Annotated in this window: 22 protein-coding genes; 13 read left to right on the forward strand and 9 right to left on the reverse strand. The window is 54.9% G+C overall.

The annotated features are described in order from the left end of the window. Nucleotides 1-141: 141 nt before the first annotated feature. Entirely contained in the window at nucleotides 142-981 is an 840-nt protein-coding gene (locus ACZ51B_RS14645) for a metallophosphoesterase family protein (RefSeq protein ID WP_464297188.1), read from the forward strand. On the opposite strand, the gene ACZ51B_RS14650 is transcribed toward ACZ51B_RS14645, so the two are convergent. Further along, complete coding sequence (locus ACZ51B_RS14650; protein WP_464294080.1) at nucleotides 978-2,540, reverse strand: hypothetical protein; 1,563 nt, start codon at nucleotides 2,538-2,540, stop codon at nucleotides 978-980. The two genes, ACZ51B_RS14645 and ACZ51B_RS14650, sit on opposite strands and share 4 nt — an antisense overlap. A gap of 126 nt (nucleotides 2,541-2,666) precedes the next feature. On the opposite strand from ACZ51B_RS14650, the gene ACZ51B_RS14655 reads away from it, so the two are divergent. Beyond that, entirely contained in the window at nucleotides 2,667-3,155 is a 489-nt protein-coding gene (locus ACZ51B_RS14655) for a TspO/MBR family protein (RefSeq protein ID WP_464294081.1), read from the forward strand. Here the strand turns inward: ACZ51B_RS14655 and ACZ51B_RS14660 are convergent. After that, nucleotides 3,152-3,715, reverse strand: coding sequence for a DinB family protein (locus ACZ51B_RS14660; protein ID WP_464294082.1), 564 nt, complete (start codon nucleotides 3,713-3,715; stop codon nucleotides 3,152-3,154). The genes ACZ51B_RS14655 and ACZ51B_RS14660 overlap by 4 nt on opposite strands. 172 nt (nucleotides 3,716-3,887) lie before the next feature. Between ACZ51B_RS14660 and uvrA the strand changes: the two genes are divergently transcribed. Next, nucleotides 3,888-6,869 (forward strand): excinuclease ABC subunit UvrA, encoded by a 2,982-nt coding sequence (gene uvrA / locus ACZ51B_RS14665; RefSeq protein WP_464294083.1) that lies wholly within the window; start codon nucleotides 3,888-3,890, stop codon nucleotides 6,867-6,869. Here uvrA and ACZ51B_RS14670 read toward each other — a convergent pair whose 3' ends face one another. The 6 genes from ACZ51B_RS14670 to ACZ51B_RS14695 all read right to left on the reverse strand — a co-directional run bounded on the left by ACZ51B_RS14670 (nucleotide 6,870) and on the right by ACZ51B_RS14695 (nucleotide 11,911). Next, entirely contained in the window at nucleotides 6,870-7,907 is a 1,038-nt protein-coding gene (locus tag ACZ51B_RS14670; RefSeq protein WP_464294084.1) for an FAD-dependent oxidoreductase, read from the reverse strand. It lies immediately after the preceding gene. Nucleotides 7,908-7,944: 37 nt separating this feature from the next. Then, entirely contained in the window at nucleotides 7,945-8,127 is a 183-nt protein-coding gene (locus ACZ51B_RS14675; protein ID WP_464294085.1) for a hypothetical protein, read from the reverse strand. A gap of 34 nt (nucleotides 8,128-8,161) precedes the next feature. Next, complete coding sequence (gene lgt / locus ACZ51B_RS14680) at nucleotides 8,162-8,968, reverse strand: prolipoprotein diacylglyceryl transferase (protein ID WP_464294086.1); 807 nt, start codon at nucleotides 8,966-8,968, stop codon at nucleotides 8,162-8,164. 80 nt (nucleotides 8,969-9,048) lie between these two features. Further along, nucleotides 9,049-11,037 (reverse strand): sodium/solute symporter, encoded by a 1,989-nt coding sequence (locus ACZ51B_RS14685; protein WP_464294087.1) that lies wholly within the window; start codon nucleotides 11,035-11,037, stop codon nucleotides 9,049-9,051. Beyond that, on the reverse strand, nucleotides 11,034-11,345 hold the full coding sequence (locus ACZ51B_RS14690) for a DUF485 domain-containing protein (RefSeq protein WP_464294088.1): 312 nt from the start codon (nucleotides 11,343-11,345) through the stop codon (nucleotides 11,034-11,036). Before ACZ51B_RS14690 ends, ACZ51B_RS14685 begins: the two co-directional genes overlap by 4 nt. 68 nt (nucleotides 11,346-11,413) lie before the next feature. Further along, nucleotides 11,414-11,911, reverse strand: a complete 498-nt coding sequence (locus ACZ51B_RS14695) for a hypothetical protein (protein WP_464294089.1) — start codon at nucleotides 11,909-11,911, stop codon at nucleotides 11,414-11,416. A 60-nt stretch (nucleotides 11,912-11,971) separates the two neighbouring features. On the opposite strand from ACZ51B_RS14695, the gene ACZ51B_RS14700 reads away from it, so the two are divergent. The 10 genes from ACZ51B_RS14700 (at nucleotide 11,972) to ACZ51B_RS14745 (ending at nucleotide 24,514) form a co-directional block, all read left to right on the forward strand. Next, nucleotides 11,972-12,511, forward strand: coding sequence for a hypothetical protein (locus ACZ51B_RS14700; protein ID WP_464294090.1), 540 nt, complete (start codon nucleotides 11,972-11,974; stop codon nucleotides 12,509-12,511). Continuing rightward, a complete protein-coding gene (locus tag ACZ51B_RS14705) occupies nucleotides 12,508-13,188 on the forward strand; it encodes a DUF2071 domain-containing protein (protein WP_464294091.1) in 681 nt (226 codons plus the stop codon). The genes ACZ51B_RS14700 and ACZ51B_RS14705 overlap by 4 nt, the downstream gene beginning before the upstream one ends. After that, nucleotides 13,185-14,063 (forward strand): TIGR01777 family oxidoreductase, encoded by an 879-nt coding sequence (locus ACZ51B_RS14710; RefSeq protein ID WP_464294092.1) that lies wholly within the window; start codon nucleotides 13,185-13,187, stop codon nucleotides 14,061-14,063. Before ACZ51B_RS14705 ends, ACZ51B_RS14710 begins: the two co-directional genes overlap by 4 nt. A gap of 21 nt (nucleotides 14,064-14,084) precedes the next feature. Further along, complete coding sequence (locus ACZ51B_RS14715) at nucleotides 14,085-14,993, forward strand: prepilin-type N-terminal cleavage/methylation domain-containing protein (protein WP_464294093.1); 909 nt, start codon at nucleotides 14,085-14,087, stop codon at nucleotides 14,991-14,993. A gap of 487 nt (nucleotides 14,994-15,480) precedes the next feature. Further along, complete coding sequence (locus tag ACZ51B_RS14720; RefSeq protein WP_464294094.1) at nucleotides 15,481-16,821, forward strand: TolC family protein; 1,341 nt, start codon at nucleotides 15,481-15,483, stop codon at nucleotides 16,819-16,821. A gap of 5 nt (nucleotides 16,822-16,826) precedes the next feature. Continuing rightward, nucleotides 16,827-18,560, forward strand: a complete 1,734-nt coding sequence (locus ACZ51B_RS14725; RefSeq protein WP_464294095.1) for a peptidase domain-containing ABC transporter — start codon at nucleotides 16,827-16,829, stop codon at nucleotides 18,558-18,560. After that, the gene (locus ACZ51B_RS14730) at nucleotides 18,557-20,116 is read left to right on the forward strand and encodes an HlyD family secretion protein (protein ID WP_464294096.1); all 1,560 of its coding nucleotides are present in this window, start codon (nucleotides 18,557-18,559) and stop codon (nucleotides 20,114-20,116) included. Before ACZ51B_RS14725 ends, ACZ51B_RS14730 begins: the two co-directional genes overlap by 4 nt. 144 nt (nucleotides 20,117-20,260) lie before the next feature. Then, entirely contained in the window at nucleotides 20,261-21,664 is a 1,404-nt protein-coding gene (gene asnS, locus ACZ51B_RS14735) for an asparagine--tRNA ligase (protein WP_464297189.1), read from the forward strand. A gap of 19 nt (nucleotides 21,665-21,683) precedes the next feature. After that, nucleotides 21,684-23,732 carry an ABC transporter ATP-binding protein gene (locus ACZ51B_RS14740; protein ID WP_464294097.1) on the forward strand — a complete coding sequence of 683 codons (2,049 nt, stop codon included), beginning with the start codon at nucleotides 21,684-21,686 and terminating at the stop codon, nucleotides 23,730-23,732. After that, the gene (locus ACZ51B_RS14745) at nucleotides 23,729-24,514 is read left to right on the forward strand and encodes an ABC transporter ATP-binding protein (RefSeq protein WP_464294098.1); all 786 of its coding nucleotides are present in this window, start codon (nucleotides 23,729-23,731) and stop codon (nucleotides 24,512-24,514) included. Before ACZ51B_RS14740 ends, ACZ51B_RS14745 begins: the two co-directional genes overlap by 4 nt. Here the strand turns inward: ACZ51B_RS14745 and ACZ51B_RS14750 are convergent. Beyond that, on the reverse strand, nucleotides 24,508-24,900 hold the full coding sequence (locus ACZ51B_RS14750) for a hypothetical protein (RefSeq protein WP_464294099.1): 393 nt from the start codon (nucleotides 24,898-24,900) through the stop codon (nucleotides 24,508-24,510). The two genes, ACZ51B_RS14745 and ACZ51B_RS14750, sit on opposite strands and share 7 nt — an antisense overlap. Nucleotides 24,901-24,981: the final 81 nt, after the last annotated feature.

Genomic DNA, 24,981 nt, shown 5'->3' on the forward strand with positions numbered 1-24,981 from the left:
AAGTTAAGATTCTTGATGCTTATCAGGATAGGTGAAGCGTTGTTATGCCTGTAATCGGTATATCTGTGAAGTCAAGCAGCTTTTAAGGACTAGATCGGTCATCCATACTATTGAGGTGCCGGGAGTTTTGCCATTCGCCTAATCCATATCACGGACGTCCACATGCAGCCTGGCCGACAGGCTTCGGAGAGGGCTGTTGACGCACTAGAGCAGGTGTTTGCGCTTTCACCTGATGTCCTCATTTTGGGGGGCGATATGGTGATGGCCAGTGCAGGTGCCTCTCTCGAAAAGGTGAACGAGAACTGGCGACTGTGGAAAGAGTGCCTCTCCGGTTTTCCGCCGATCACGACCATTGCCTGCATTGGAAATCAGGACATATGGGGTTGGAACACGGCAGATAGTGGATGCGATGGCACTGAGCCACTATTCGGCAAACAGATGCCCTTGTCCCAACTCGGATTGGATTCCGCCTATTACGTGGAACAGGTCGGAGGGTGGAGGTTCATCGTGCTGGATAGCATCATGCGGGGTGGCAATTATGGTTATATCCCGCGCTTGGATGCCGAACAACGGCTGTGGCTTTCTCGTCAGCTGGAAGAAGATGCGGAGACCCCAACCGTCGTGACTGCCCACGTACCGTTGCTCCCAGGACCTGGCAGCGTCTTTGGATCGCTCACCACCGAACCAAGACCTGACGGCAAATGGCAGTTCCCAGACACCTACAACCATGCGGATGGTTTCGATATCGCCTCAGAACTGGCGCGCTATCCCAACGTGAAATTGTTCCTGGGAGGACATTTGCACGCTTACGAGCGAATCGAGTTTGGAGGCATTGTGCAGATCTCTAGCGCCGCGATCTCGGGCGCCTGGTGGCGGGGACCATTCTTGAACTGCCCTCCAGGTTTCACGGTGATCGATCTCGAAGACGATGGAACGTTCTCGGCTCGATCAGAAGTGACCGAGCCGTTGAGTAGCTCTTAGTTTTGCGTGCGAACGTACACCTTGTAGCTGTAGTTGAGATCGATGGACTTTCCGGGTTCGATTTCCCTTGTCCATTCCAGCCTGCCCGTAGGGTTGATGTCGCGCAATCCCTTGGCGGTCTTTGTACTTATCGGCATTCCGGAAGCCAGAACGAGTTCCCCGGTGAAGTCCTTCCGAATCCGAATCGTGATCTTCTTTGACTTCTGATTGGTTGCCTGAATGGTGCCTTTGAGAGTGACAAGATCGAAGATTGGGTAGTTGCCCGTGTTCTTGATGGCCCCTCGTTCGCGTGAGACCTCGACCTCCGTCGTCTCTGGGCGGATGTCCATGGCCTTGGTGATCCGAAGCTCAGCATTGCCGTCTGTCGACACGTATTTCAGGGTGTCTTGACCAATGATCTGACCATCTTTGAAAGTTGTGGCAGGCGCTGTGGTCAGCGGCTGACCGCTGGTGTTCTTAAACTTCAGTGTGTGCCAAATCTCTTGAACGGCGTCTACTGGATTCACTGGGCGATATTCGAAGTTGTTCGCCATGGAGTCCGTGATGTCCCAAGTGTGAAGCTCTTTAAAGTCCGCTTCTGCGCGGAACAGAATCTGATAAGACCGATTGTTTTTGCTGAGGCTGAAGTTAGGACTCTTGTAGAAAAACAGGTCTTCAATCTGTTGTCCTGGCGCAGGTGAAGTTGGCATACCATCGCCGGGTGTGAAGGGGCGTCGCCCATCCTCGGTTCCTCGGAACGCCTGCTGAGTCATGAAATTGTTTGTGAGGGCAGCACTGTTCATGACTTGGCTCGCCGCGCCAATGCTATTGATTACCCCGAGGAACTGCTCGACTGATTGACCTGAAAGAAGTGGCTCCACGTAGTTTGCGAACGGAACGTTTGGGAAGCCGGTGATGAAGCTTGCATCGATGCCCTGTAGGTCCTCAAGGTCATTGAGAACCGTCGCTTTCGCGATCAGTTTAAGTTTGTTCTTGTCGCTAATGTCGACCGCATAGCCTGGCGACCAAGTCATGCCTCGTTCAAGTGAGATCATGCGAATGGAGCCAGCTGAGCCGCCTACTCGAAGGCGAAGTACACGTTTCTTGGAAGTGATGCTCCGTTTGTACGCAAGTTTGCCATTGTCCGCGGTGATGGATCGTATCGCGTTCTTCTGGACCACTCGGGTTGTCGCTTCTTCCAAGACAACCACTTGTCCCGAAGCAGATTTAATAACACCGGATATTGTCACGTTGGCATAGCCGTCATTGGCGACGAGGATCACGCTTTTGCCCTCGTTGGCCTGCAAAATCTCCTCTAAGGTTCCGTACGGAGCATCCAGCTTTTCGTCTACGTCAACCGATTCGACGGCTTCGAGCTTGGTGCCCTCGCCTGGATAGAACCAGAGTGTGCCTAGGGATGCTTGTGGGATGGAGTTAATGAGATACTCGCCAGACTTACCTACTGGGATTTCCCTGGTAACGACGGTGTATCCATTTTTGAACAACGATGCAGCCACGATCTTGGGGCTGACGTCGGTGGTGTTCAAAACGAAAGCTAAAGCGGTTCCTAGAATCATCATAGCCTTAGACGATTGAACTACCTGCAGATCACGCTCTTTCATCAAGCGCTCACGCTTGAGGCTAAGACGAGGGTTTGGTCCTGGCTGATACTTACTCCGTTCACATCATGCTAATCTCATCCAGTCATGGACGACCAGCCAAAAAATCCCACAGTCTCCCTCATGTTGAGCTTCACGATCTGCTACATGGTGAGCTTTGTGGGTGCGCAGGGTACTTTTCAAGGCTTGGGCACCTGGTGGGTGACTATCAATCGGCCTACTTGGTCTCCACCTGACTCCTGGTTTATGCCCGTGTGGACGGTGCTCTATGCATGCATGGCGTACGCGGCGTGGTCGGTGTGGCGGGCAGACATAGAGGGAAGGAAAAGGCGCATGGCACTAGCGCTTTTCGGGATTCAGCTTTTTCTTAATGGCCTCTGGCCCTGGCTCTTCTTTGCGCTTCAGAAACTGCTACTCGCAACGGTAGAAATCGGGCTTTTATGGATCTTCATCTTGTGGACCACCATCAGCTTTTATAAGATCTCGAAGAAGGCAGGTTGGCTGATGGTGCCATATCTGGCGTGGGTTAGCTTTGCCATGGCTTTGAGTTTCTCAATCTGGCGACTCAACCCTTAGTTCGGGAAGCCTGGATCATGCAAAATCGCATCTATTTGACCCCAGTGATAACGCTGGTGGGCAACCATCCCCTCCATAAAAACAAGGGTGCGGAACGTGAATAGCTTGTTTGCGGGCGAGGTTGTTTTGCTTCGCGATAGGTCCACGCTACTGGCTTTGCGGAACACATCGCCAAATTTATCCTGAAGCCTCTGAAACGCGGGAAGCACCGTGGCGCGGGGATTTTCTGGCTGCGCAGGGATCCATCTTGGCGGAACGGGAAGTTTGACTTTGCCTCCAGGTCCGAGTGACTGAATCACTTTCAGTTCAAGGCGACTGAACCGGACGTCTTCGTTTGAGTCCTTCGGCAAGGGTGTGGCATTGCTGATCTCCCTCTCGAATTCAGCTGCGAACTCTTCCCCAATCATATTCAAATGAAGGAGTATTTGGGCGATCGACCAACGATCCGGCGAAGGCGACCATGCGAGAGAATCATTGCTCAACTTCGAGAGCGTATCAATCGAAGTAGCCTTGATATCCGTGACGTCGTTCACGAGCCTTTGGAAATGTGGCTTTAACATTGGCATGGCAATTACGAAGCTACCTGTTTCACCTGTTTATGACGGGTGTAAAGTCTTACAAATTCAAATAACTTGCAGGAATTTATTTACGTAGTAACATCCCGTGACTCCTCTCAACTCGGGTGATAAGAAAAGTATAGATTCGTCTACATCTTGGAGTAAAATGGGTGCCATGCCGTCGGTACGGAAAGCGAGCGACAAGATCGTCGTGGTGGGTGCTCGAGAGAACAACCTCAAGAACATCAGCGTCGAGATACCACGAGACCAATTGGTGGTTCTTACGGGACTCTCCGGGTCCGGAAAGTCGTCCCTAGCGTTTGACACGATCTACGCGGAAGGCCAACGCCGGTATGTGGAGTCGCTCAGTTCCTACGCTCGCCAATTCCTTGGGCAGATGGACAAGCCCGATGTCGACCACATCGAAGGACTCTCTCCTGCGGTTTCCATTGACCAGAAGACCGCCAGCCGAAACCCACGATCAACAGTAGGAACCGTCACCGAGATTTACGACTATCTCCGTATTCTCTTTGCCCGTGTCGGCACGCCGTATTGTATCAACGGCCACGGACCCATCGAGCGCCAGTCTACGGACCAGATCGTTGACGCAGTCAAGACCTTGCCTGAGGGCACAAAAATCCAGCTGCTTGCTCCCGTTGTACGAGGCCGCAAAGGCGAGTACAAATCGGTTCTTCAAGACATCAACAAAGCGGGCTATGTGCGTGTTCGGGTTGACGGTCAGATGTACGAAGTCACTGATGACATCCCAATGGATCGCTACAAACAGCACACCATTGAGGTCATTGTGGACCGCTTGGTGGTTAAAGATGGCCTTGAGAGGCGTCTGACCGACTCCATCGAAGCTGCCCTTAAGATGGGCAACGGAATGATTACCGTTTCGTTCGAACTGCCCAAGGGCGCCGGTGAGATTTCTCCTTCGCTTCATGGCGAAACCACGCCAGAAGGTTGGACAGACGCACTGTTTTCCGAGGCCTACGCTTGTGCCGTTTGCGGCTACTCTTTGCCCGAACTGGAGCCACGGCTCTTTTCTTTCAACTCACCTTTTGGTGCGTGTCCAGACTGTACGGGGCTTGGCAGCAAGACCGAATTCGATCCTGAACTCGTCGCTCCTGATCATTCGAAGTCGTTGCGAGATGGTGGGATTCTTCCGTTCGTCTATAAATCGGGCGAAGTGAAAGACTGGTGGCCGGAGATGCTCGACGCCGTCGGACGTGCCATGGGCTTCGATGCAAGCCTTCCGATCAAAGACATTCCCGCCGCCGGAATGGAAGCCGTGTGGAATGGTCTCAGCGAGCCAATCACGGTCTTCATGAAGTACGGGAAGTCTCAGCGGACTTTCCAATCCGAGTGGCGTGGTGTGCTTGGCTCCCTTAAGAAGCGATATGACGAGACAGAAAGCGAATGGGTGAAAAACGACCTGCAGCAGTACATGGCGACAAAGCCTTGTCCGACCTGTAAGGGCAAGCGACTGAAGCCAGAGAGTCTCAGTGTGAAGATCACAGACAAGGACATGTCCGATCTCACGCGCATGGCGATCGATGACGCACTACAGTTCTTCACGCTGTTACCCTCGAAACTCACCCAGCGCCAGATGACTATTGGCGAGCGAGCCGTCAAAGAGGTTCTGGAGCGACTACGATTCCTTGAAGACGTAGGTTTGGGTTACCTGACTTTGGATCGAAACGCGAGGACGCTTGCAGGTGGAGAAGCTCAACGGATTCGACTCGCAACCCAAATCGGTAGCGGCCTGATGGGCTGTCTTTATGTTTTGGATGAGCCATCGATCGGTCTCCACCAGCGCGACAATCGCAAGCTGATCTCCACACTTGTCAGGCTGCGCGATCTTGGCAATACAGTCCTCGTGGTAGAGCATGACGAGGAAACGATGCTCGCCGCAGACCATATCCTAGAACTCGGCCCAGGAGCTGGCGAGCATGGCGGCGAGATCGTAGCTCAGGGCTCCGTGGAGGAGTTCCTGAAGAGCAACGCGATGACCGCTCAATATCTGAACGGTACGCGCGAGATCGCGATTCCCGAGAAACGCAGAGCAGTCAATCCGAAACGCACCATCAAGGTGATCAACGCTCGTGGCAACAACTTGCGAGGCGTCGATATTGAGATACCCCTCGGTTTGTTCGCCTGCGTTACGGGTGTTTCGGGATCGGGCAAATCCACGCTCATCCAAGACACCTTGTTCCCAAGGCTCATGTTTGAGCTCCACGGAACGAGAACCGTTTGGGAGCCTCACGATGCCATCGAAGGTCTGGATCACTTTGATAAGGTGATCGACATCGACCAATCGCCCATTGGTCGAACTCCGCGCTCGAACCCAGCGACGTACACGGGCACATTCGATATGATCCGAGAGCTGTTCGCACTCACACAAGATGCGAAGCTCAGAGGCTATAAGAATGGTCGCTTTAGCTTCAACGTGAAGGGTGGGCGCTGCGAAGCTTGCAAGGGCGATGGCGTTCTCAAGATTGAGATGGTGTTCCTCCCCGACGTCTATGTGCCTTGCGAACTGTGTAAGGGTAAGCGATATAACCGTGAGACGCTGGAAGTCAAATACAAAGGCAAGAACATTTCTGAAGTTCTCGCCATGACCATTGACGAAGCATGTGAGTTCTTCAAGCCGATTCCGAAGATCTATCGCAAGCTTGAAACCCTGCAAGAGGTGGGTCTTGGCTACATTCGGATGGGACAGCCAGCGACCACACTCTCTGGCGGTGAAGCACAACGCATCAAGTTGGCTTCAGAGCTATCAAAGCGGTCTACCGGAAAGACGATCTATATCCTGGACGAACCCACAACCGGACTGCACTTTGAGGACGTGAACCGGCTACTCGCTGTCTTGCAGCGCCTGGTAGAGCAGGGCAACAGTGTTCTCGTGATTGAGCACAACCTAGACGTCATCAAAACAGCCGACTACCTCATCGATATGGGGCCGGAAGGCGGGACAGGCGGAGGGCGGCTCGTGGCCAAGGGAACACCTGAAGAAGTCGCTCGGACAGCCGGAAGCTATACGGGGCAGTTCTTGGCGGAGATCTTCGATAAACGGCACCACCCATACAAGGAAGAAAAGGCTGCCGTCCTGATGGTCGCAGAAACCAGAGCGCCAGCCAAGAAGAAGAAGTAGTTAAGGCCTTTCGAATCGAGCAAACACATGGGCGTGCTGCTCGGTTCGTCCTTCTACCCAGTCCGCCATGAGTTCTCCGATCCATGGCCCGAACTTAAAGGCGTGTCCGCTGCACGCGCTTACAAGGTGTGTCCGAGGATCAATCTGTCGAAGTAGAAAATCCTCGTCAGCGGTGTTGGTGTAAAGGCACGCAAATGAATCAACGAGTTCCGGAGATTCGATACCGAATCTTTGGCTCGCGAGCTTGGAGATTCTATCGAGATGAGCCAGATGTGGCTCCCTCGCTAAGGTGTTCGGATCGATGATCGGTCCGGCGCGATGGACGCCCACTTTGAAACCTTGATGCTCGGAAGGGAAGCCATACACAAGGTCCTCGCCATCCTCGATCCAAACCGGACCCGTCTGTTGCGAGCTCACATAAGCATTCGTTTGTAACGAAACAGTCACAGGTGCATCTGGCCACCATTCTTTCACCCAAGCACCGGCACAGACCACGACCTTATCAAACTTCGTCAGCTGGTCTGGTGTGGCTACGGTCGGGACAAACTGGCACCCTGCGCTTGTGGCAAGTTGGAAAGTGGCTCGAAGCGTTGCTTCGGCATCTACCCAACCGGCACCGGGCGTGTAAACACCGATTTCGTTGCTGCCAAGCTGTAAGGATTCGAGATGGTTTCTGACACCACGGGAGTCCAGAACCTCGTGCAACACGCCGTGTGTCCGTAGGCCCTCTATGACCGATTCGACATCAGGGGAGTCCTGCCTTCCAAAGTAAATCAGCCCTACTTCGTGCAAGAGCTTGGAAGCGCTATTGGCCTCAAGCTTCTCCCAGAGCGGGTACGCCTTGAGCATGCACTCCGTGTAGAAAGGGTCAGAATAGGCTCGGCGCACAATACGCGAGCGTCCGTGAGAACTGCCTTGAGTGTGGCCGGGCTGATGGCGATCATAAAGAGTGACCGCATGTCCGCGCTGGACGAGTGCCCAAGAAGCAGAAAGGCCATGAATCCCGGCACCGACGACTGCGACGCGAAGAGGATTCATGGCTCTAGCCTATCACGCTAGGCTTAAATTGTGATTCTTACTCAGCTGCTTCAGCTTTCTTCTTAGCTGGAGCTTTCTTTGCAGCAGCTGGCTTAGGAGCGGGAGTTGCCTTGGCATCTTTCTTGTCGCCGTACTGCTCTCGAAGGGCCTTGAGGGCTTCCTTGATCTTCTGCTCTTTGCGGTGCTGTCGCTGTCGGATTTCTTTGTTTCTTACTCGCATGGTCGGTTAAGGGACATAATACCCAGAATTACGACTAAGCAGTAACAGGGGCTTCTACGGGAACCGTTTTGCGACCCATGAGGAAGTATCCAACAACACCGGCTGCAACTAATACGAGAGCCATCCCCTGTGCCTGAGTAATCGGCAAGTTGCCCCAGTAGGTGCTAGAAGCGAGGTTGTTTCGAACCTGATCCTCAGTTCCAGCGCGCCAGAACTCATAAATGAAACGAGTGAGGCCGTGGAGAGCAACCGCCAGCGCCGCCAGGCGGCCCGATACTAGGTTTTTACGCTCCAAAATCAGAAGGAGCCCTAGCACAGCAAAGTTCATCACCGAGTCGTAGACTTGAGCTGGATGATGAAGGATCACTCCACCTCCATCCACATGAATCCCCCAAGGGACATTGTTGGGACACACGCCACCAAAACAGCATCCATTGAGAAGACACCCGAACCTTCCAATGGCATGCCCCAAGATGAAAGCAGGTGCACCAAGGTCAAATAGCACCCGTGTCGGAATCTTCTTTCTGTGCGCCCAGATCATCACCGCGCCCATTCCAAAGAGGAGGCCGCCGAAGCTGGTCAGGCCTTGGAACTGGAGAGTTAGGAGCTCTCGCCAGTTCTTCATGTAGTGGTCAAGATCCTGGAGAATGAACACCACGCGTGCGCCCAACACGCCCGCAATGAGTGCCCAGAAGGTCATGTCCCCGACTTGATTCTTATCAAGTCCATACCGTTTTGCTCTGGTCTGAACGAGATAGATAGCCGCGAAGAAGGCGACGACCATCACCACGCCAAAGCTGTGAACCTCGAAGGTTCCGATTTTAAAGAGGACGGGACGCATGGGTAATACCGGCGGGTGGAAGTTTACCTTTAGGTGTCTTCCACCCGTTCCAACGTTCATATTGAGGCCAGGGTTCCTCCCTAGCCTTCAATATAGTTCTTGCTGAATCCGAGCTCTTCAGGTGCATGCAGCCGAAGCATCTTGGAATCCACGTCGTTGGGGACCTGGTGGGCCGTGAGTTTGCTGACAATCCACATCGTGAGGAGTGAAAGAGGAACACCCCAGATTGCGGGCTGTTCCATAAGCGCTCTTGCGATGGGCGGTAGCTCCATGTGCAGCACTTTTTTGTCCAACAACATAGATCCAACGATCGCAGCAAACGAAGATAGACCACCCAGCAACATGCCCGTAGCCGCTCCAGTGTGAGTGAGTCCACGCCACCAGGAACCTAGCAGCAAGAGAGGGAAGTAGCTGGCCGCGCCAATAGCAAAGGCCCAACCCACCATCGTTGCGATATCAAACGTCTCGACTAGCAGTCCAAGAGCCATGCTCACAACACCCACAGCAACCGCCGCAAGCTTGAAGGCGATCAGCCGATTTCTTGCAGGAGCGTCGGGGCGGAGAATACGCCCATAGATGTCGTGTGCAAATGCGCCAGACATGCTCACCAGCAGACCGGAGAAAGTGGACATGAATGCGGCAAACGCTCCAGCACTCGTCACACCACTGAGGACCAACCCAAGCGTCTTGTTCTCAAGAAGCGTGGGGAGCTTGATGACCACCGAGTCACTCGCGTTGGAAGCGTAGAGCAGTGGCATCAAAGAGCGCCCCAACGTGCCCCACATCGGAGTGAACACATAGAACGCACCCAGCATGACCATCACCCATAAGGTGGTCTTCTTAGCCGAACGACCATCAGGATTCGTGTAGAACCGAACCAGAATGTGCGGCAAACCGGCCGTTCCGCATACCAAAGCGATGATCAACGAGTAGGTGGTGAGCAGCGGATATCCCCACTTCCCAGCGAGGGTTCCGAACGGCTCAACCCACTTCTTGTTGCTCTGGGCGTTGGGCACAATAGGATCGCCTGATGCAGCCCCAGTCGTCCCAATAAAAGTCACCTTGCTGGGGTTAGCAAACTCAAACTTAAGCCCAGACTTAACTGGCTTCCCATCCTTGAGAACGGGTTGACCGTTCTTCGAAATCACCACGGGCCTTACTGTGGGGCTTTGCCCTGGAGCAAACACGAATTCGGTGCCGTTCTTCCAAGCCACCTGACTTGTCTTGGATGAGTACTCAATCGCCTTGCCAAGGTCTGGCGTATCTTCGCCTGGCTCCGCTTTGCGAGCAAGAGAGATCTTCGAAACACTGGCCCCTTCGGGGAAGATAACAGTTGTCGGCTCTGCCGCACTGAAAGATAAGGCGTTGGCAGGAGCCCCCGCTTTCCCCTTGACCGTGATGGTTGTTCCAGCCTTGATACGCGGCGTGTCCTTGGAGGCCGACGCCGTGTCTCCGAGCTTCTCGGTGTATCCACCATGCAATGCCATCACGACAAACAGTGGCACTGAAATCGCAAACACTTTAGCCCAGTATTGGAATGACTGAACAAGCGTGATGCCCTTCATTCCACCCACGGCGACGTTAAAGGTAATGACCGTGCCAACGATTAGAATTCCAACCCAGTAGGGCCAGTTCAGAATGGTTGACATCGTCACACCAGCGCCCTTCATCTGGGGCATGGTGTAGAAGAAGCCGATGAACAGCACGAAAGTTACGGCAATCCTTCGGAAGCTGGTGCTGTTGAATCGGCCTTCAGCGAAGTCAGGAATGGTGTACGCGCCAAAACGTCGGAGCGGCCCTGCGATGAACAGCAACAGAAACAGATAGCCAGCTGCGTAACCAACGGGGTACCAAAGCGCATCGTAGCCGTTCTTCATCACGAGCCCGGCAATGCCCATAAAGCTGGCCGCGCTCAGATATTCTCCGGAGATCGCGCTGGCATTCATCAAAACGCCCACACTTCGTCCAGCTACAAAGAAGTCAGCCGCGTTCTTAGCCTTGGAGTTGGCCACAAGACCAATGAGAACAGTGGCAACTGTAATGAACACCACAAAGAGCAGTGGGATCATTTCTTGCCACCTTCATCAATCGTGATCTGCTCCTCAATCTTGTTGCTCTGCTTCACGAAGTAAGCGGAAAGCAGCCAAGTAATGGGATAGAACAGCACCCCTAGGATGAGCCAAGACAGCGTGAAGCCCCCCACTTGAGTGTTCATGAGGGTAGGCGCGTACAGATTCAGCAGAGGAAGCCCCAGCAAGATCAGTACAAAAACGATGGCCACGCTAAGGCTAAGTGACGCCTGACGCTTCATGATTCGGCGCACAAGGGCAATGTCGGTGGCCGGAGCCACGTCCGGAGGTGTATTTTCGCTCATCATCGATCCGTGTATTAAGCAGGTTCGTTCCTGTTGGGACCTATGTTAACCGAATGGACTCAACTTGTGAATCATTGTTTACTGTTTGATGAAGCACACCAAGAGCTGACTGTCTTTGGAAGGAACAGGATTTTGGCTCCGCCCAACGGATAACTGACTGGCCTCCAGAAAATCCATTCGCCATTCTGTGGCAGGATGGCTACTCCTACCATGTTAGCTTCTCCCCTGTTAAGGGATTGACTCGCCGTGATCCACTCAGAGGTGGCTGAGACTAGGTCAATGATAAGCACTAGTGAATGGGCATGCAGTAAGCCAATAAGAGCTTCGGCATCCGACGTCTTGGCATCTGAACCGAGATCGTATTCGCAACCTAGCTCGAAGATGACTTCTACAGATGACATTTCATCGAGAGAACGCGCTTCGTAACCAGGGTGACCAGAGGTAGCTTTCGATGCCAGATCCGCGATGAGAACTGCAAGCGTTGATAGCGTACGAAGTGGTTCAAGTCCCTTCCCCATATCCTGCAAGCCATCCATAGCTCCAACAGTTTCGCTCGGAATAGTTTGCATTCAGCGCCAAAACACCAATAGACCTATACATTCTCTAACTTTCAGAATATACTGAAATATGTGAACGGTTCCAGATTCAACGAGATATTCCACCCAGAGCGACAAGCTGTGAGAGTGGGTGAGTCGTTGTCGGCTGGACGGATACCCTGGCCCATCTGGATCTTACTTACTGCGGTTGCTGTCTGCGGGAGCTGCCTGTTTGGCGCTTCTATTCCGGGCTTTGAACTCGCTCGAAGTGCGGCTTGGATTACTTCCTCCGCTGGACTTGCCTGGTGCGTATTCGGGCCGACCCTCTGGTGGTTCACTCGACTTCCTTTACTGCTCATTGCTCACACCTGCATGGTCGCTATGGCTTATGGCGAGGGTGTTTTGGCACTGGGAGCTATCGGAAACTTCCTAACACCTTTGAGCGGAACTACTTGGAGCTGCATTTCCGTGCTGGTCTCCAATGTGACGATGGCTTGGGTGTTGGCGACTCAACTAAGGGCCTTTGGAGTGCCCGTCAGGAGAACTCTCATCTTGTGGAATCTCGTGTTGAACGGATTAGGTTCGGTGCTGTTCTGGCTCTTATATCGCTTCCTGCTGCGAGGAAACATATGAACCTTAAGAACTCCATTTCGATGCAAGGCCACATCGAAAAGTGTTGGCTGTTCACTCATCGAGTTCCGGCAGATCGGGTGCGCGGGCTTCTCCCGCAGTCTCTGGAGTTGGTCACCTACCGAGACTGGGCATTCTTCAACACGGTGGTTGCTCGGATGACGGAGATGCGCCCAAAGTCTCTCCCGCGTTGGCTGGGAACCAGCTACTGGCACGTTGCCTATCGGTTATATGCAAAGTTCCAGTCTCAAGAGGGGCTCTACTTCCTGAGAAGCGACGCCGACAGCAGCCTCATGGTGTCCGCTGGCAATGCGCTGACCGACTTCCATTTCCACAGGGCTCATGTGCAGGTCCACAACAATCTGATCGACGTCTCAGCCGTGTCCGCAAATCTCAGGGTGACCGTGGGCGATGCGCCTGATCTCAGTGCTGGCTCGCCATTCGCAACGCTGGAAGAAGCAGCTCAATTCCTCAGATATCACCCGGCGGGAATCTCGGTGAATCGGGACGTGAATCTTGTGCGGATTGTGAGAAACGAGGATGACTGGAAATATCGACTCCGTTCCATGTACAACCCCCACTTTGAGTATCTGGAAAAGATTGGAGCCGTCCCCGAGATCTGCTACGAAGTCGAGCCCATCGATTACATTTGGCTCAAGGCGGAGAGGTTCAACATATGAGAGTCGTCATTGCAGGAGGGAGCGGCTTCATTGGAAGTCACGTGGCTAGTTCCCTGAGACAGGACGGTCACGAGGTGATCGTGATCAGCCGTCAAGGACTACTCAATACTTGTAGTTGGAACAATCTACCGACATCCGCGGATGCAGTGATCAACTTCGCGGGCGAGCCCATCGTGGGGCGATGGACGCAAGCGAAGAAGCGCAAGATTCTTTCCAGCCGAGTGGAAACAACGAGGCGCTTGGTCGAGTGGATGGCGTCCATGCCAAAGCCCCCGAGTGTGTTCCTGTCCAATAGTGCGGTTGGTTACTATGGCGATCGCGGCGACGCGATTCTCACTGAGCGGTTTTCTGAGGCCCCGGCGTTTCGATTTCGAACCCAGGTGTGCCTTGATTGGGAACGCGAGGCCAGAAGAGTCGAGCAGATCGAAGTCCGTACGGTGATCATGAGAATCGGTGCTGTGCTGGACTTCGAGCAGGGATTCTTCGCATCGCTCTTCAACAAGCTACGGTTCGCGCCTTTCTTGTCTTCCATAGCATCAGATAGCTATTTCCCTTGGATAGCCCTCCCGGATTTGGTGCGGCTTGTTAAAGAGGCGCTCGTTTCTGAAAGCTACTCCGGGCCAGTCAACATGGTCGGCCCAGAACCGATACAGATGAGGGACGTCGTCCGCTCCATCGCCAGGAAATTGGGCAAACCCGTGTTAGGCAGCTTCCGCAATTGGATGCTAAAAGTAGCACTGGGCGAGTTCTCGCAGTCGATTCTCGATTCACAACGAGTAGTCCCACAAGTGGCCATCCAGAATGGCTTTGAGTTTGAGTACCGCACATTTCAGAACTTCATGGATGGGAAAGGCGACGGGTTAACCTACCCCTAACCCGAGCTTAACCCCAGCAAAATGAGCGGGTCGCAACATGTCGACATGCATACATTTAGAAGAGCATTTACTTTAATCGAGCTCCTGGTAGTTATCGCTATCATTGCCATCCTCGCCGCCATCCTATTCCCGGTATTCGCACAAGCCAAAGAGGCGGCAAAGAAAACCCAGTCGCTCTCCAATATGAAGCAAACTGGCCTGGGTGCCATGCTCTACGGCGGAGATAACGACGACATTCTCCCTGAGACAGGTTGGGACGGCCCTTGCAGCAGCCCGACTGTTGGCTCCAACGGATATGTTGCCGTCAGCGACGACTATTTCAGCGGCGTCTACTCATGGCCGGTTGCCATCATGGCGTACACCAAGAATCTAGGTGTCCTAAAGTGCCCTAGCGACTCTTATGCAGGTGGCTACAACAAAACGGGATCGAACTGCTATGAGCAGCAGCTCATCCAAGCAGGTATCCCAGGTGCTTACGCAGGCATGCGGAACACGGTCAACGCAATGCAGAAGGTTCTTCCCCTATCCTACGCTGGAAACTATCTGCTCAGCCAAACTTACAACACCACCATCGCAGGTGATCGAAGCCACCGCAGCACCGTGAAGATGTATCCGTCCTCGGGCATCGTAAACCCAGCCAACGTGTTCTTCGCCGCAGATACCGGTTCAACCGTCTCTTCAACAGGGGCCGTCTTTGCTGGTTGGTACATCGCACCTGGTTACGATGTTGCTGGACGCTGGGCGGCAGGCATGCGCCATAGCGGCGGCCGTAACTGGAGCTTCTGCGACGGTCATGCCAAATACACCCGCGATGACAGCATCCTCAAGTCCGCAGGTGTCAACAAGAGCCAAGCTGAGATCGTCTTTGCGTATCAGCAAAAGGGCATCTACACCTACCCAGAAACAGACGGCCCCAACTTCGTTCGATAAGATCCAGTGCGCCTCACCGCTGCCCCTCGCCAAGAAGGTTTTTCCGACGCGAGGGCCAGCCGCTCGTCCTAACGTTGCAACCCCGCCACGTGGCCTACCGTCACTCTTATTGATGAATGGCAGATACCCTTGTAGCGCATGTGGAGGTACGGACTTTTGGTACGGAGAGATGCGAGATTCGCATGGCTCCCAGCTCAAATTCTCGATCGGAAACCGCTCCTTCAAGGCCGAACTGCTTGGTCGTGGCACCGCAATTGTTGAATCGCGGGTCTGCAAGATATGCAAACGCGTGGAACTGTTTGCACCAACCTTACAAGACCCCTGAACCAGCAGAGGAATCTCTGTTATCCGCTGAACGACGGCCAGCTCTGAAAAGCAGCAACTAGGTTCAAAAAGCCTTACGATTATTAGATGACAATTAAAACACGATAAAAAAGTCGTGATTCAGGAACCATGAATGAAATTTCGTTGTAATTCCTGAACATCTGTGAATCTATTCGTTCCGATCATCCTATTTCTCGAACAAAATCCTGCACCCGACATAGGCCGAGTCCTTGCCGAGGTGGAGGCGCGCTATCCAAAGCTTGCTGCAATGCGGCAAGAGGTGGCCAGCGCACGAGCTAAATCACGCGAGAAGCGCGGTGCGTTCGATCCGAGCTTCATCTTCGGCTTCGAGGACCAACGCTACAACTCCCCCACCGCACCCGGTAAGCCTTCAGACTTTTCCGCGACATCCGGAGCCGTCACGTGGGCCACCCCCGATGGTCTTGCCTACACTGTCGGCTCAAGGCTCAACACGGGTAAGCCTAAGTCGCCCCTGAACTCGACGGGTAACTGGGGTGAGCACTATGTTAGCTTCAAGGTCCCGCTTCTTAGAGACCTAGGGGTAAACGAAAAGAGCGTGGCCCTTCGACAAGCTGAGCTAGCGATTCCTTTCGCCGAAAGAAGCGTTGAGACGTACCGCTTGGGGGTCCTGCGGGAAGCGGCCAATGTGTATTGGGATTGGGTTGGCGCGGGAGAGAAGCACACCATCGCCCGCAATCTCCTCGACATCGCCCGAGTCCGAGAAGACGCGATCCGCCGCCGATACGAGGCCGGTGATGATCGGGAGATGAGCCTGGTCGAAGCCAAAACGGAGACCGAGCGCCGTGTGGGTGCCCTGGCGAAAGCGAAACGAGACCTACAGAAAGCGGCCCTTAAGCTCGGGCTATTCCTGGGCAGACCTCCAGTCCGTACGCCGCAACTGCCGGACCCTACTCCTCTGACACCCGAACAGATTGAGGCAGCAACGCAACGGGCTGCCGAAAAGCGGCCGGAGATTGCAAGTCTCGATATCGGTCGTCGTATCGTGGAGATCGACCGCGAATTCGCCAAGAACCTCTTCCGCCCATCGCTCGATCTAACTCTCGGTGCCGGGGTTGACCTCGGCGACGGCGGAATTGGCGCAACGCCTCGAGTTTCCTTGCTGCTTTCAGTCCCACTGCGCCAGAACACGGCAAACGGACGGCTCGATGACGCCGATGCCAAGCTGCGGAAGATCAAGCTTGACCGCGAACTCCTCGTCCAAACCGTCCGAACGGAAGTTACCGATGCTGCCTCCGCCGTCGCGACTTCACTCACCCGCGTAAACGCAGCACGCGAAGAACTTGCCCTCGCCGATCGTCTTGCGGCCATGGAACGTCGCAGCTTCGATCTGGGGGATAGCACGCTCTTTCTCGTAAACCAACGTGAACGTGCGGCGGCCGAAGCCGCCGCACGATTCGTAGACGTGCTCGCTGAGTACCACCAAGCCGTCGCCGCCCTTCGGGCCGCATCGGTGGACATCTAAGAACCATGGCCCATTCCCACCCATCAGCCGTTTCCCGATTCTCAAGTCTCCTGCGCACTGAGCGCGGCGACTTGACCGTTCTTGGCGTCTACACCCTGTCGGTGGCGCTGCTAACCCTCGCAGTGCCGTTCGCTGTCCAAGCTCTTGTCAACACCATCGCTACGGGAGTCTTTCTCCAGCCGGTCGTGGTGCTCACTCTGTTTGTGCTGGGGGGGCTGGTCATCGCAGGTCTGCTTCAGCTCACGATGATTCGTCTCGTCGAAACACTCCAGGAGAGGGTCTTTGCCCGCTCGGCGCTGGAAGTCGCCGCTCGCCTTGCCCGAGTGCGAGCCTCCACCTTGCGGGGTGAGTTCGCGCCGGAGCTTGCTAATCGCTTCTTCGATGTCCTCACGATCCAAAAGTCGCTCAGCAAACTCCTGTTGGATGGTCTTGCTGCAGCCGCCCAGGCAGTGGTAGCCACGTTGGTCTTGGGTCTCTTCAATCCCACCTTCCTGCTCCTTTCCCTGGGGATCATTTTGCTCTTCGCGCTCGGGATGACATTTCTGGGCATAGGTGGAGTGCGGACAAGTGTGGAGGAATCGGCTGCCAAATACCGAGTGGCGGGCTGGTTGGAAGAGGTTGCCCGGGGCCATGTGGGCCAAAAGCTCCACGGCGACCCCGATGCCCTGGCGGAACGCATCGACGCAGCGGTCATGCGTTACCTGGACGCCCGCGAAGCCCACTTCCGAATCTGCCGCTATCAACTTGCAGGATTCTATGGCCTCGCCGCACTGGCCCAAGCCGGGCTGCTCGGCATCGGCGGCTGGCTAGTTCTGGACGGCTCCCTCAGCCTAGGCCAACTCGTGGCCGCGCAGATTATCGTCGCACTGGTGCTCTCGTCCCTCGAGAAGCTGGCTCGCCACAACGAAAAGCTCTTCGATTTGCTGACCGGTCTGGAAAAACTGGGCCACCTGACAGACCTAGAGATCGAACGCACCGGAGGGCAGCAACTGCCCGAGCGACCCGTTGGGAGCGGTGCAAGTGTTGTGTGCCGAGGAGTGCGTTTCGGCTACGATCCGTTGCGTCCAGTCCTCAATGGGCTTGACCTACGACTGGAACCTGGTGATCAGGTGAGCCTAGTGGGCGGCAACGGTGCGGGTAAATCGACCCTCCTGGCACTGATGTGCGGCCTGGAGGTCCCCCAGGAAGGCGCCCTTGAGATCGACGGCGTCGACGTTCGAGGTGTCGATCTCGGAAGCCTCCGTCGGGTAATCGGTCTCGTTGACGACACTCGTGAGCTGTTCACCGGCACAATCCGCGAAAATATTGTCCTCGGCAGACCCCATGTCACCCCAGACGATGTGGCCTGGGCTGCTGGGCTAGTCGAGCTAGACGAGTTGGAACTCAGCGTCGTTAGCGGCGGAGGCAACCTCTCGCGTGGTCAGGCGCAACGCGTGCTCATCGCCCGAGCTATTGTCGACCGTCCTCGCCTCCTGATTCTCGACGAAGGCCTCTCCGGGATCGAAGAACGATCTGCTCGTGCCATTCTCGAACGGCTCTTCGATCCTAAATACGGGTGGACCGTGGTCGATGTATCCCACGAACCTGCGATTGTAGCTAGGGCGGCCAAAGTCTTTGTACTTTCCGAAGGAAAGATTGCTGCGTGGGGATCGCCCAAGGAGTGTGCCGCCAATCCGGAGTTCCAGGACCTATTCCCTTATCTCTCCCAGAGCCTGCAGAAAAAGGAGGTTAAGCGATGAGGAGTCTCGAACGAGTTGCCACTCGCCGCGCACCGCGCAAAGTTCTACGCCGAGCTGGGATGGGTGCCCTTCTCCTCGCCGCCGCCCTCATTTTTGTCCCATGGCAACAAAACGTGGTGGGTAAAGGGGAAGTCGCTGTCTTCTCCGCGATGGATCGCCCCCAGAACATCGAGGCCCAAATTCCAGGGCGAATCGTTGAGTGGAAGGTCCAGGAAGGACAAACAGTCAAGGAGGGCGACATCATTGTTCGCATCGAAGACATTGACTCGAAGTTCCTGGACGAAAGCCAGCCGCGACGGCTTATGGAACAGCGCGACCTAGCACGCGTTGGTCAAACCGAGGCGGAGCGTCGTGTCAAGGAGTTGCAATCCCAGAAGGGAAGCCTCGACGATGCGCGTACCGATGCATTAGGCGTCGCACGCCAAGCTATCGCACAGGCGGACGGGAGAGTTCGTGCGGCTCGCCAAGCACTTAAACAAACTGAGCAGAGTCGAAAGATCGCCCTGCAAGTCTCGATCAGCGCTGCAAAGGAACGAGCCGCTCAGGCTAAAGAGAGGATCGTTCAGGCAGAGCAAGCGCTCCAAGCCGCCGAAAACCATGCCGAAACGATGCGCCTTCGCCGCCGCCGAATCGCAGGCCTGTTTGCTGAAGGGTTGAGGTCGAGGCAAGACGACGAGTTTGCGCAGAACGACCTCGTGAAGGCAGAAACAGACGTCACCCGCGCCAGAACCGCCCTCGATATCGCCCGCCGCGATTTCCGCGTGGGCACCCTCGCCCAAGATCAGGCAGGCATGGAGTCCGAACGTGCTGCTGCCGTCGTTGCACAGGCCCAGGCAACTCTCGAAGTTGCGGAAAAGGATGCCTTGGCAGCCCGTCTGAACTTGAGCCGACTTGAAAGTGACACCGCCGCAACTTTGAGCCGTGTCGGAGCAGATATCCAAGCCGCTCGTGAATCACTAGCCAAAAGCGCTTCCGAAGTCCGAAAGGTGGACAACGATCTTGGAAACCTCACCGCTCGAACGGGACAACAGCTGGTACGCGCACCCCGAACCGGACGGATTGTCCGCCTCAACAAGGTCGGCCCTGGCACCACCGTCAAGGCGGGAGATGTCTTGGCAACCATCGTCCCAGACACGAAAGATCGTATCGTGGAGCTGATCGTGAGTGACAACGATGTGCCTCTCATCCGACCAGGCCGTCCAGTTCGGCTTCAATTCGCAGGTTGGCCTGCCCTCCAGGTTGGTGGAATGCCAGGTGTGGCAGTAGGAACCTTCGGAGGCAAGGTGGCATTTATTGACCCTGTGGACGACGGGAAGTCACGGTATCGCGTGGTGATTCAGCAAGACCGAGTGCGCCTACCCGGTGGAAGAATTGACGAAGCCTGGCCAGACCCAGCCGTTCTACGCCCCGGCACCGAGGTGTTTGGTTGGGTGATGCTGGACCGCGTCCCGCTCGGCTGGGAGATCTGGCGTCAGATCAACGGGTTCCCGCCACGTATTCCATCAGAAAAAGAAAAGGACCGTGCGCTCGGGCCGGTAAAGGTCAAGACCAAGTAAGACGGTACCTCGCAATAACTGGACCCAATCAGGGTCCGCGGCCTCAGCTTGGTCCAGCTCCAAGCTGAGGCGTTTGGCAAACAGGTGGAACTGTACGCTCCGTGCTTGGAAGAACCCCGACACAGCGGTAAACTCGCAGAGCTTATGGATTACCGCCGAACCTATGTTCGCGACCTGTTCAACCTTGCACCAGGCAGCGAAGCTTCCGCCTACGGCTGGGTTAAAACTCGCCGAGACAGCAAAGGAATCTCCTTCGTCCAACTCAACGATGGCTCCTGCTTCCAAGATCTACAGATCGTGGTCGACGCGGGTGTTATCGATGAAGACGCTTTGAAGAAGATCACCACCGGTGCCTGTGTTCGCTTCGATGGTCTCATTGTCGAGTCTCCCGCAGCCGGGCAGGCCGTCGAGATGTCCGCGAAGGCCGTCGAGATCTACGGTGCGGCAGACCCGACAAGCTACCCGATGCAAAAGAAGGGTGCCTCGTTCGAGTTCCTGCGCGATATCGCTCACTTGAGAGCACGCGGAAACACGTTCGGCGCCGTTTTCCGCGTTCGCAATCAGGCTGCTTGGGCTGTCCATAAGTTCTTCCAAGACCGAGGCTTCCACTACGTCCACACTCCCATCATCACGGCAAGCGACTGTGAGGGAGCGGGCGCGATGTTTGCCGTGAGTACCCAGCTTCAAGCCAACCACGCTGGGGAAGAAGTCAGCTTCAAACTCAACTCAACGAAGCCAAGCGAAGACTTCTTTGGCAAGCCATCCTACCTAACGGTCAGTGGCCAGCTCGAAGCAGAAACGCTTGCCTTGGGAATGACAAACGTTTACACGTTCGGCCCAACATTCCGTGCAGAAAACTCTAGCACCAGCCGACACCTTGCAGAGTTCTGGATGGTCGAACCCGAGATGGCATTCTGCGACCTCGAAGGTGACATGGCCCTCGCCGAAGAGTTTCTCAAAGAAGTCATCGGCCACGTGCTCGATACCTGTGGCGGAGACCTCGCATTCTTCAACCAAAGAATTGAGCCGAACCTGCTCCAAACCCTAGAGCACGTAGTAACCAGCGACTTCGAGCACCTCACCTACACAGAGGCCGTGAAGATCCTAGAGAATTCCGGCGAAACCTTCGAGTTCCCAGTCCACTGGGGCGTAGACCTCCAGAGTGAGCACGAGCGATGGCTCACAGAGGTCAAAGTAGGCAAGCCCGTAATTCTCACCGACTATCCGAAAGAGATCAAAGCCTTCTACATGCGGCTGAACGACGATGGCAAAACGGTCCGTGCCATGGACGTCCTAGCTCCCCGAATCGGTGAGATTATCGGCGGTTCTCAACGCGAAGACAGACTCGATGTTCTGGAGTCAAGAATGCAGGCGGCTGGTCTTCCACTTGAGCCTTACTGGTGGTATCTCGACCTCCGACGCTTCGGCTCCGCGCCCCATGCTGGGTTCGGCCTCGGCTTCGAGCGACTCCTGATGTACATCACCGGAATGAAGAATATCCGCGACGTGATCCCATTCCACCGCGCGCCAGGACAAGCCGAGTTCTAAGTCGAATGAGACGAAACTGTTGAAGAAGATCTTTCCAATAGGCCGGTTCGATCCGCGTCTTGCCGCTGAACTTAAAACTCAGCGCAAAACGATCTTGCTGGGAATGGTGTGCGTAGCGGTGATGTCCATCCTTGATGGCTTAACCATCCCGCTGCTTCAAAAAAGCATCTCGGCGATCCAGGACGCGGCTCCCTCCGTATACGCCAATCAACAAAGAAGAATCAGCAAGCGTGACGACTACCTAGAGCAAGCCAAAGACATCGCTAAAGATCTCGGTCTTGATCCTGCGCAACTAGTGAAGTCCTACAAGGAAAACGAATCGTTCCGGCAAGAAGTCAATAAGGCGTTCGATGAGACCACCGGAGAACTTGACGATCAAGAGCGAAGAGCCTCAAGCAAGGCACTGAGTGTTGCCCTAAAAGTCCCGCAAGAAAAGGTGCTACAGCTGCTCGAACAGGGCAAGAATTCACCCCAAGGCAATTTAGGTCAAGTTAGAAAGCTGGGCATTTACTGCCTTCTCGTGATGCTGGTGTTTAGCGTCAAGTATTGGTTCACACGCGGGCAATCTTACTACCTAACGATGGCAGCAGCAAGGCTGTCCACCGACTTGAGGCAGCGTCTCTTCGGAAAGCTGCAACGGCTCCCCATCTCCTATTTCGGAGAAAAGCGAGTGGGAGAGATCCAAAGCGTCCTCACCAATGACGTCAACGTCTATCAGAACGCGGTCTCCATCATTCGAGACAGCATCGACGGTCCGATGCGCGCGCTCATCGCGTTTGGCTACATCATCATCACGCAACGCCAGCTCGCAGGCGTCACGTTCCTCTTCTTGCCCGCCATGGCATATGTCATCAACCGTAACGGCAAGAAAATGCGCTCGGCACAGTCCGATGTTCAAGCCGACCTGGCTGAGCTTAGCGGCTCCACAAACGAATCGCTCCAGGGAATGAGGGTCGTCAAGGCGTTTGCCGCAGAACAGCTCATGGTCAACCGATACTCGGGGCTAGTGGAGAAGAGCTTCAATAGCCAGTTGTTTGCTGCAAGAAGATATGCCTCTCTTCGCCCACTCGTCGAGTTGATCGGAGCAGGTGCCATGGCTGCGGTGCTTTATCTTTGTGGTTGGCTCTCGTTCAAAGGACAATTGGAACTCGGCCAAGTTGCTGCACTGATTTTTGCTCTAGACCGAATCAACCAAGGCCTCAGAAGTATCGGCTCCGTCACCAGTACCTACAACCAGGTGCAAGCCGCGAGCGACCGAATCTACGGGGAAGTCCTCGACGTTCCCGATCAGGTGCAAGATGACCACGGCATGAAGACGATCAAAGAGCCGAAGGGTCAGATCGAGTTCAAGAACGTCACTTTCCGCTATCCCGATGGAACTGAAGCCTTGAGGAACGTCAGCTTCTTGCTCGCCCCAGGAACCTCGCTGGCCCTCGTCGGCCCAAGTGGCGCAGGCAAGAGCACCATCGCCGATCTTCTTCTCCGATTCTACGATCCGTCCGAAGGTCAGGTCCTGTTCGACGGCGTGGACATTCGCGAGCTGAGTATCTCGTGGCTGCGAAATCAAATAGGCGTCGTGCCTCAGCAGACCTTCCTGTTCGCGGGTTCCATTGCAGACAACATCCGCATGGGAGATCCCTCCGCATCAGATGAAGACCTGAGAATCGCCGCTAAAGATGCCCACGTGCTTGAGTTTGTAGACCAGATGGAAGCTGGCTTCAACTCCCAGCTTGGCGAGAGCGGCGCAGGTATAAGCGGAGGACAAAAACAGCGTGTTGCCATCGCACGCGCACTCGTAAGAAAGCCCTCGCTTCTCCTGCTCGACGAAGCAACCTCTGCCCTCGATGCCGAGAGCGAAAAGGCGGTGACAGAGGCTTTAGACGAAGTGATGCAGGAGCGCACCACTCTATTCATCGCACACCGACTCACCACCGCAGCGCGCGCCTCCAAGATTCTCGTCCTCAGTAAAGGACAAGTTATCGAACAAGGTTCTCACACCGACCTACTGGCAGCAAACGGAGCCTATGCAGGCCTGTTCCGAGCATTCAGTGGAGGAATTCTCGATTGACACAACTCCTGGAGGTTCGTCAGTTGGTCTGCGGCTACGCAGACCGTACGGTTCTCCAGGGAATCAGTCTCACGGCGCAAAAAGGCGAGGCCATCGCGTTGCTCGGCCCAAACGGGAGCGGAAAGTCAACGCTCATCAAGGCCATCTCGAAATCGATCTCCATCGAATCAGGGGAGATCTCTATTAGCGGTCACTCATTGCAATCTATGGACGACCGCCAGATGGCACAGTTAGTTTCGGTCGTACCGCAAGAGGAATCCAACCCATTCGCATTCACTGTGCGAGAGGTCGTGACTTTAGGAAGAATCGCCCGGAGCACGGGAATCTTCGACACACCAGAGGATAGGGCCGTTGCAGAGGATTCGATGACGCGGGCCGAGTGCAGAGAGTTCGCCGGAAGGCCAGTGACCGAGCTGAGTGGCGGCGAAAAGCAGCGTGTCTACATTGCACGGGCGTTAGCGCAAGGTTCCGATCTCCTCTTGCTAGACGAGCCAACGTCTCATCTCGACGCCCCCCACCAGCTTTCCGTAGCGGCCCTCATTCGCTCACTCACTCAAGAGGGTAAGTCTGTGCTAGCTGCCGTCCACGACTTGAATCTGGCGACGCAATTTGCTAGTCGTGCAGTCTTATTAAACAAGGGAAAGATCGTTCTGGACGGACCACTTGAGAACGTTTTAGAAAGCCCAGAACTCGATAAAACCTATGGCGTAGCATTCGAAAGAATCAGATCCTCAGAGGGACGACTCTTTGTCATGCCACGCCAGGCTCAATATTTTCAGTGACTTGCGTCAGTCGGATACCACTGAGTCGATGTGCTCGATTCGTTTGGCTTTGGCTTCACATCGCCAGCAGCTGCCATCTTGGGAGACTGAATCAAAGGTGCCTTTCTCGGATCGACTGGAGGCCCGCCTGGTTTTTGAGGAGCAGGAGGTTCGTCATCAGGTCCAGCCTTCTTCGTTGCCGTCAGTCCGCTCTTCACACTGTTTGCAACAGACTCTTTCGAGTCGGCCTCGCGAGGAGCAGAAACGGTCTTTCCGTCGTCACCCGACTTTGGCGGCCCGCCTTCTGGGCCAGATTTACTGGAACCCGTATAGTTCATCGCACAAGCAAATACTAGGAAGATGACAAGCACAGTAACGAGCACGATCGGCTTTTTCTGTTTTTTCATTAAAATGGCTCCCAAGCGGGGATAATCGCTACCAACATTGTGATCTATTTCTCTCTTGCAGGATTCATGCCGCAAACACTT

It is taken from the genome of Fimbriimonas sp. LA-C6 (assembly GCF_055398105.1).

Bases quoted from the DNA above. Each gene is read 5' to 3' on its own strand.
- ACZ51B_RS14705 (WP_464294091.1), top strand. From the start codon at position 12,508: ATGAACCTTAAGAACTCCATTTCGATGCAAGGCCACATCGAAAAGTGT.
- ACZ51B_RS14655 (WP_464294081.1), top strand. From the start codon at position 2,667: ATGGACGACCAGCCAAAAAATCCCACAGTCTCCCTCATGTTGAGCTTC.
- ACZ51B_RS14675 (WP_464294085.1), bottom strand. From the start codon at position 8,127: ATGCGAGTAAGAAACAAAGAAATCCGACAGCGACAGCACCGCAAAGAG.
- ACZ51B_RS14695 (WP_464294089.1), bottom strand. From the start codon at position 11,911: ATGCAAACTATTCCGAGCGAAACTGTTGGAGCTATGGATGGCTTGCAG.
- ACZ51B_RS14670 (WP_464294084.1), bottom strand. From the start codon at position 7,907: ATGAATCCTCTTCGCGTCGCAGTCGTCGGTGCCGGGATTCATGGCCTT.
- ACZ51B_RS14710 (WP_464294092.1), top strand. From the start codon at position 13,185: ATGAGAGTCGTCATTGCAGGAGGGAGCGGCTTCATTGGAAGTCACGTG.
- ACZ51B_RS14690 (WP_464294088.1), bottom strand. From the start codon at position 11,345: ATGATGAGCGAAAATACACCTCCGGACGTGGCTCCGGCCACCGACATT.
- lgt (WP_464294086.1), bottom strand. From the start codon at position 8,968: ATGCGTCCCGTCCTCTTTAAAATCGGAACCTTCGAGGTTCACAGCTTT.
- ACZ51B_RS14685 (WP_464294087.1), bottom strand. From the start codon at position 11,037: ATGATCCCACTGCTCTTTGTGGTGTTCATTACAGTTGCCACTGTTCTC.
- ACZ51B_RS14650 (WP_464294080.1), bottom strand. From the start codon at position 2,540: ATGATGATTCTAGGAACCGCTTTAGCTTTCGTTTTGAACACCACCGAC.
- ACZ51B_RS14730 (WP_464294096.1), top strand. From the start codon at position 18,557: ATGAGGAGTCTCGAACGAGTTGCCACTCGCCGCGCACCGCGCAAAGTT.
- uvrA (WP_464294083.1), top strand. From the start codon at position 3,888: ATGCCGTCGGTACGGAAAGCGAGCGACAAGATCGTCGTGGTGGGTGCT.
- ACZ51B_RS14715 (WP_464294093.1), top strand. From the start codon at position 14,085: ATGAGCGGGTCGCAACATGTCGACATGCATACATTTAGAAGAGCATTT.
- ACZ51B_RS14660 (WP_464294082.1), bottom strand. From the start codon at position 3,715: ATGTTAAAGCCACATTTCCAAAGGCTCGTGAACGACGTCACGGATATC.
- ACZ51B_RS14750 (WP_464294099.1), bottom strand. From the start codon at position 24,900: ATGAAAAAACAGAAAAAGCCGATCGTGCTCGTTACTGTGCTTGTCATC.
- ACZ51B_RS14725 (WP_464294095.1), top strand. From the start codon at position 16,827: ATGGCCCATTCCCACCCATCAGCCGTTTCCCGATTCTCAAGTCTCCTG.
- asnS (WP_464297189.1), top strand. From the start codon at position 20,261: ATGGATTACCGCCGAACCTATGTTCGCGACCTGTTCAACCTTGCACCA.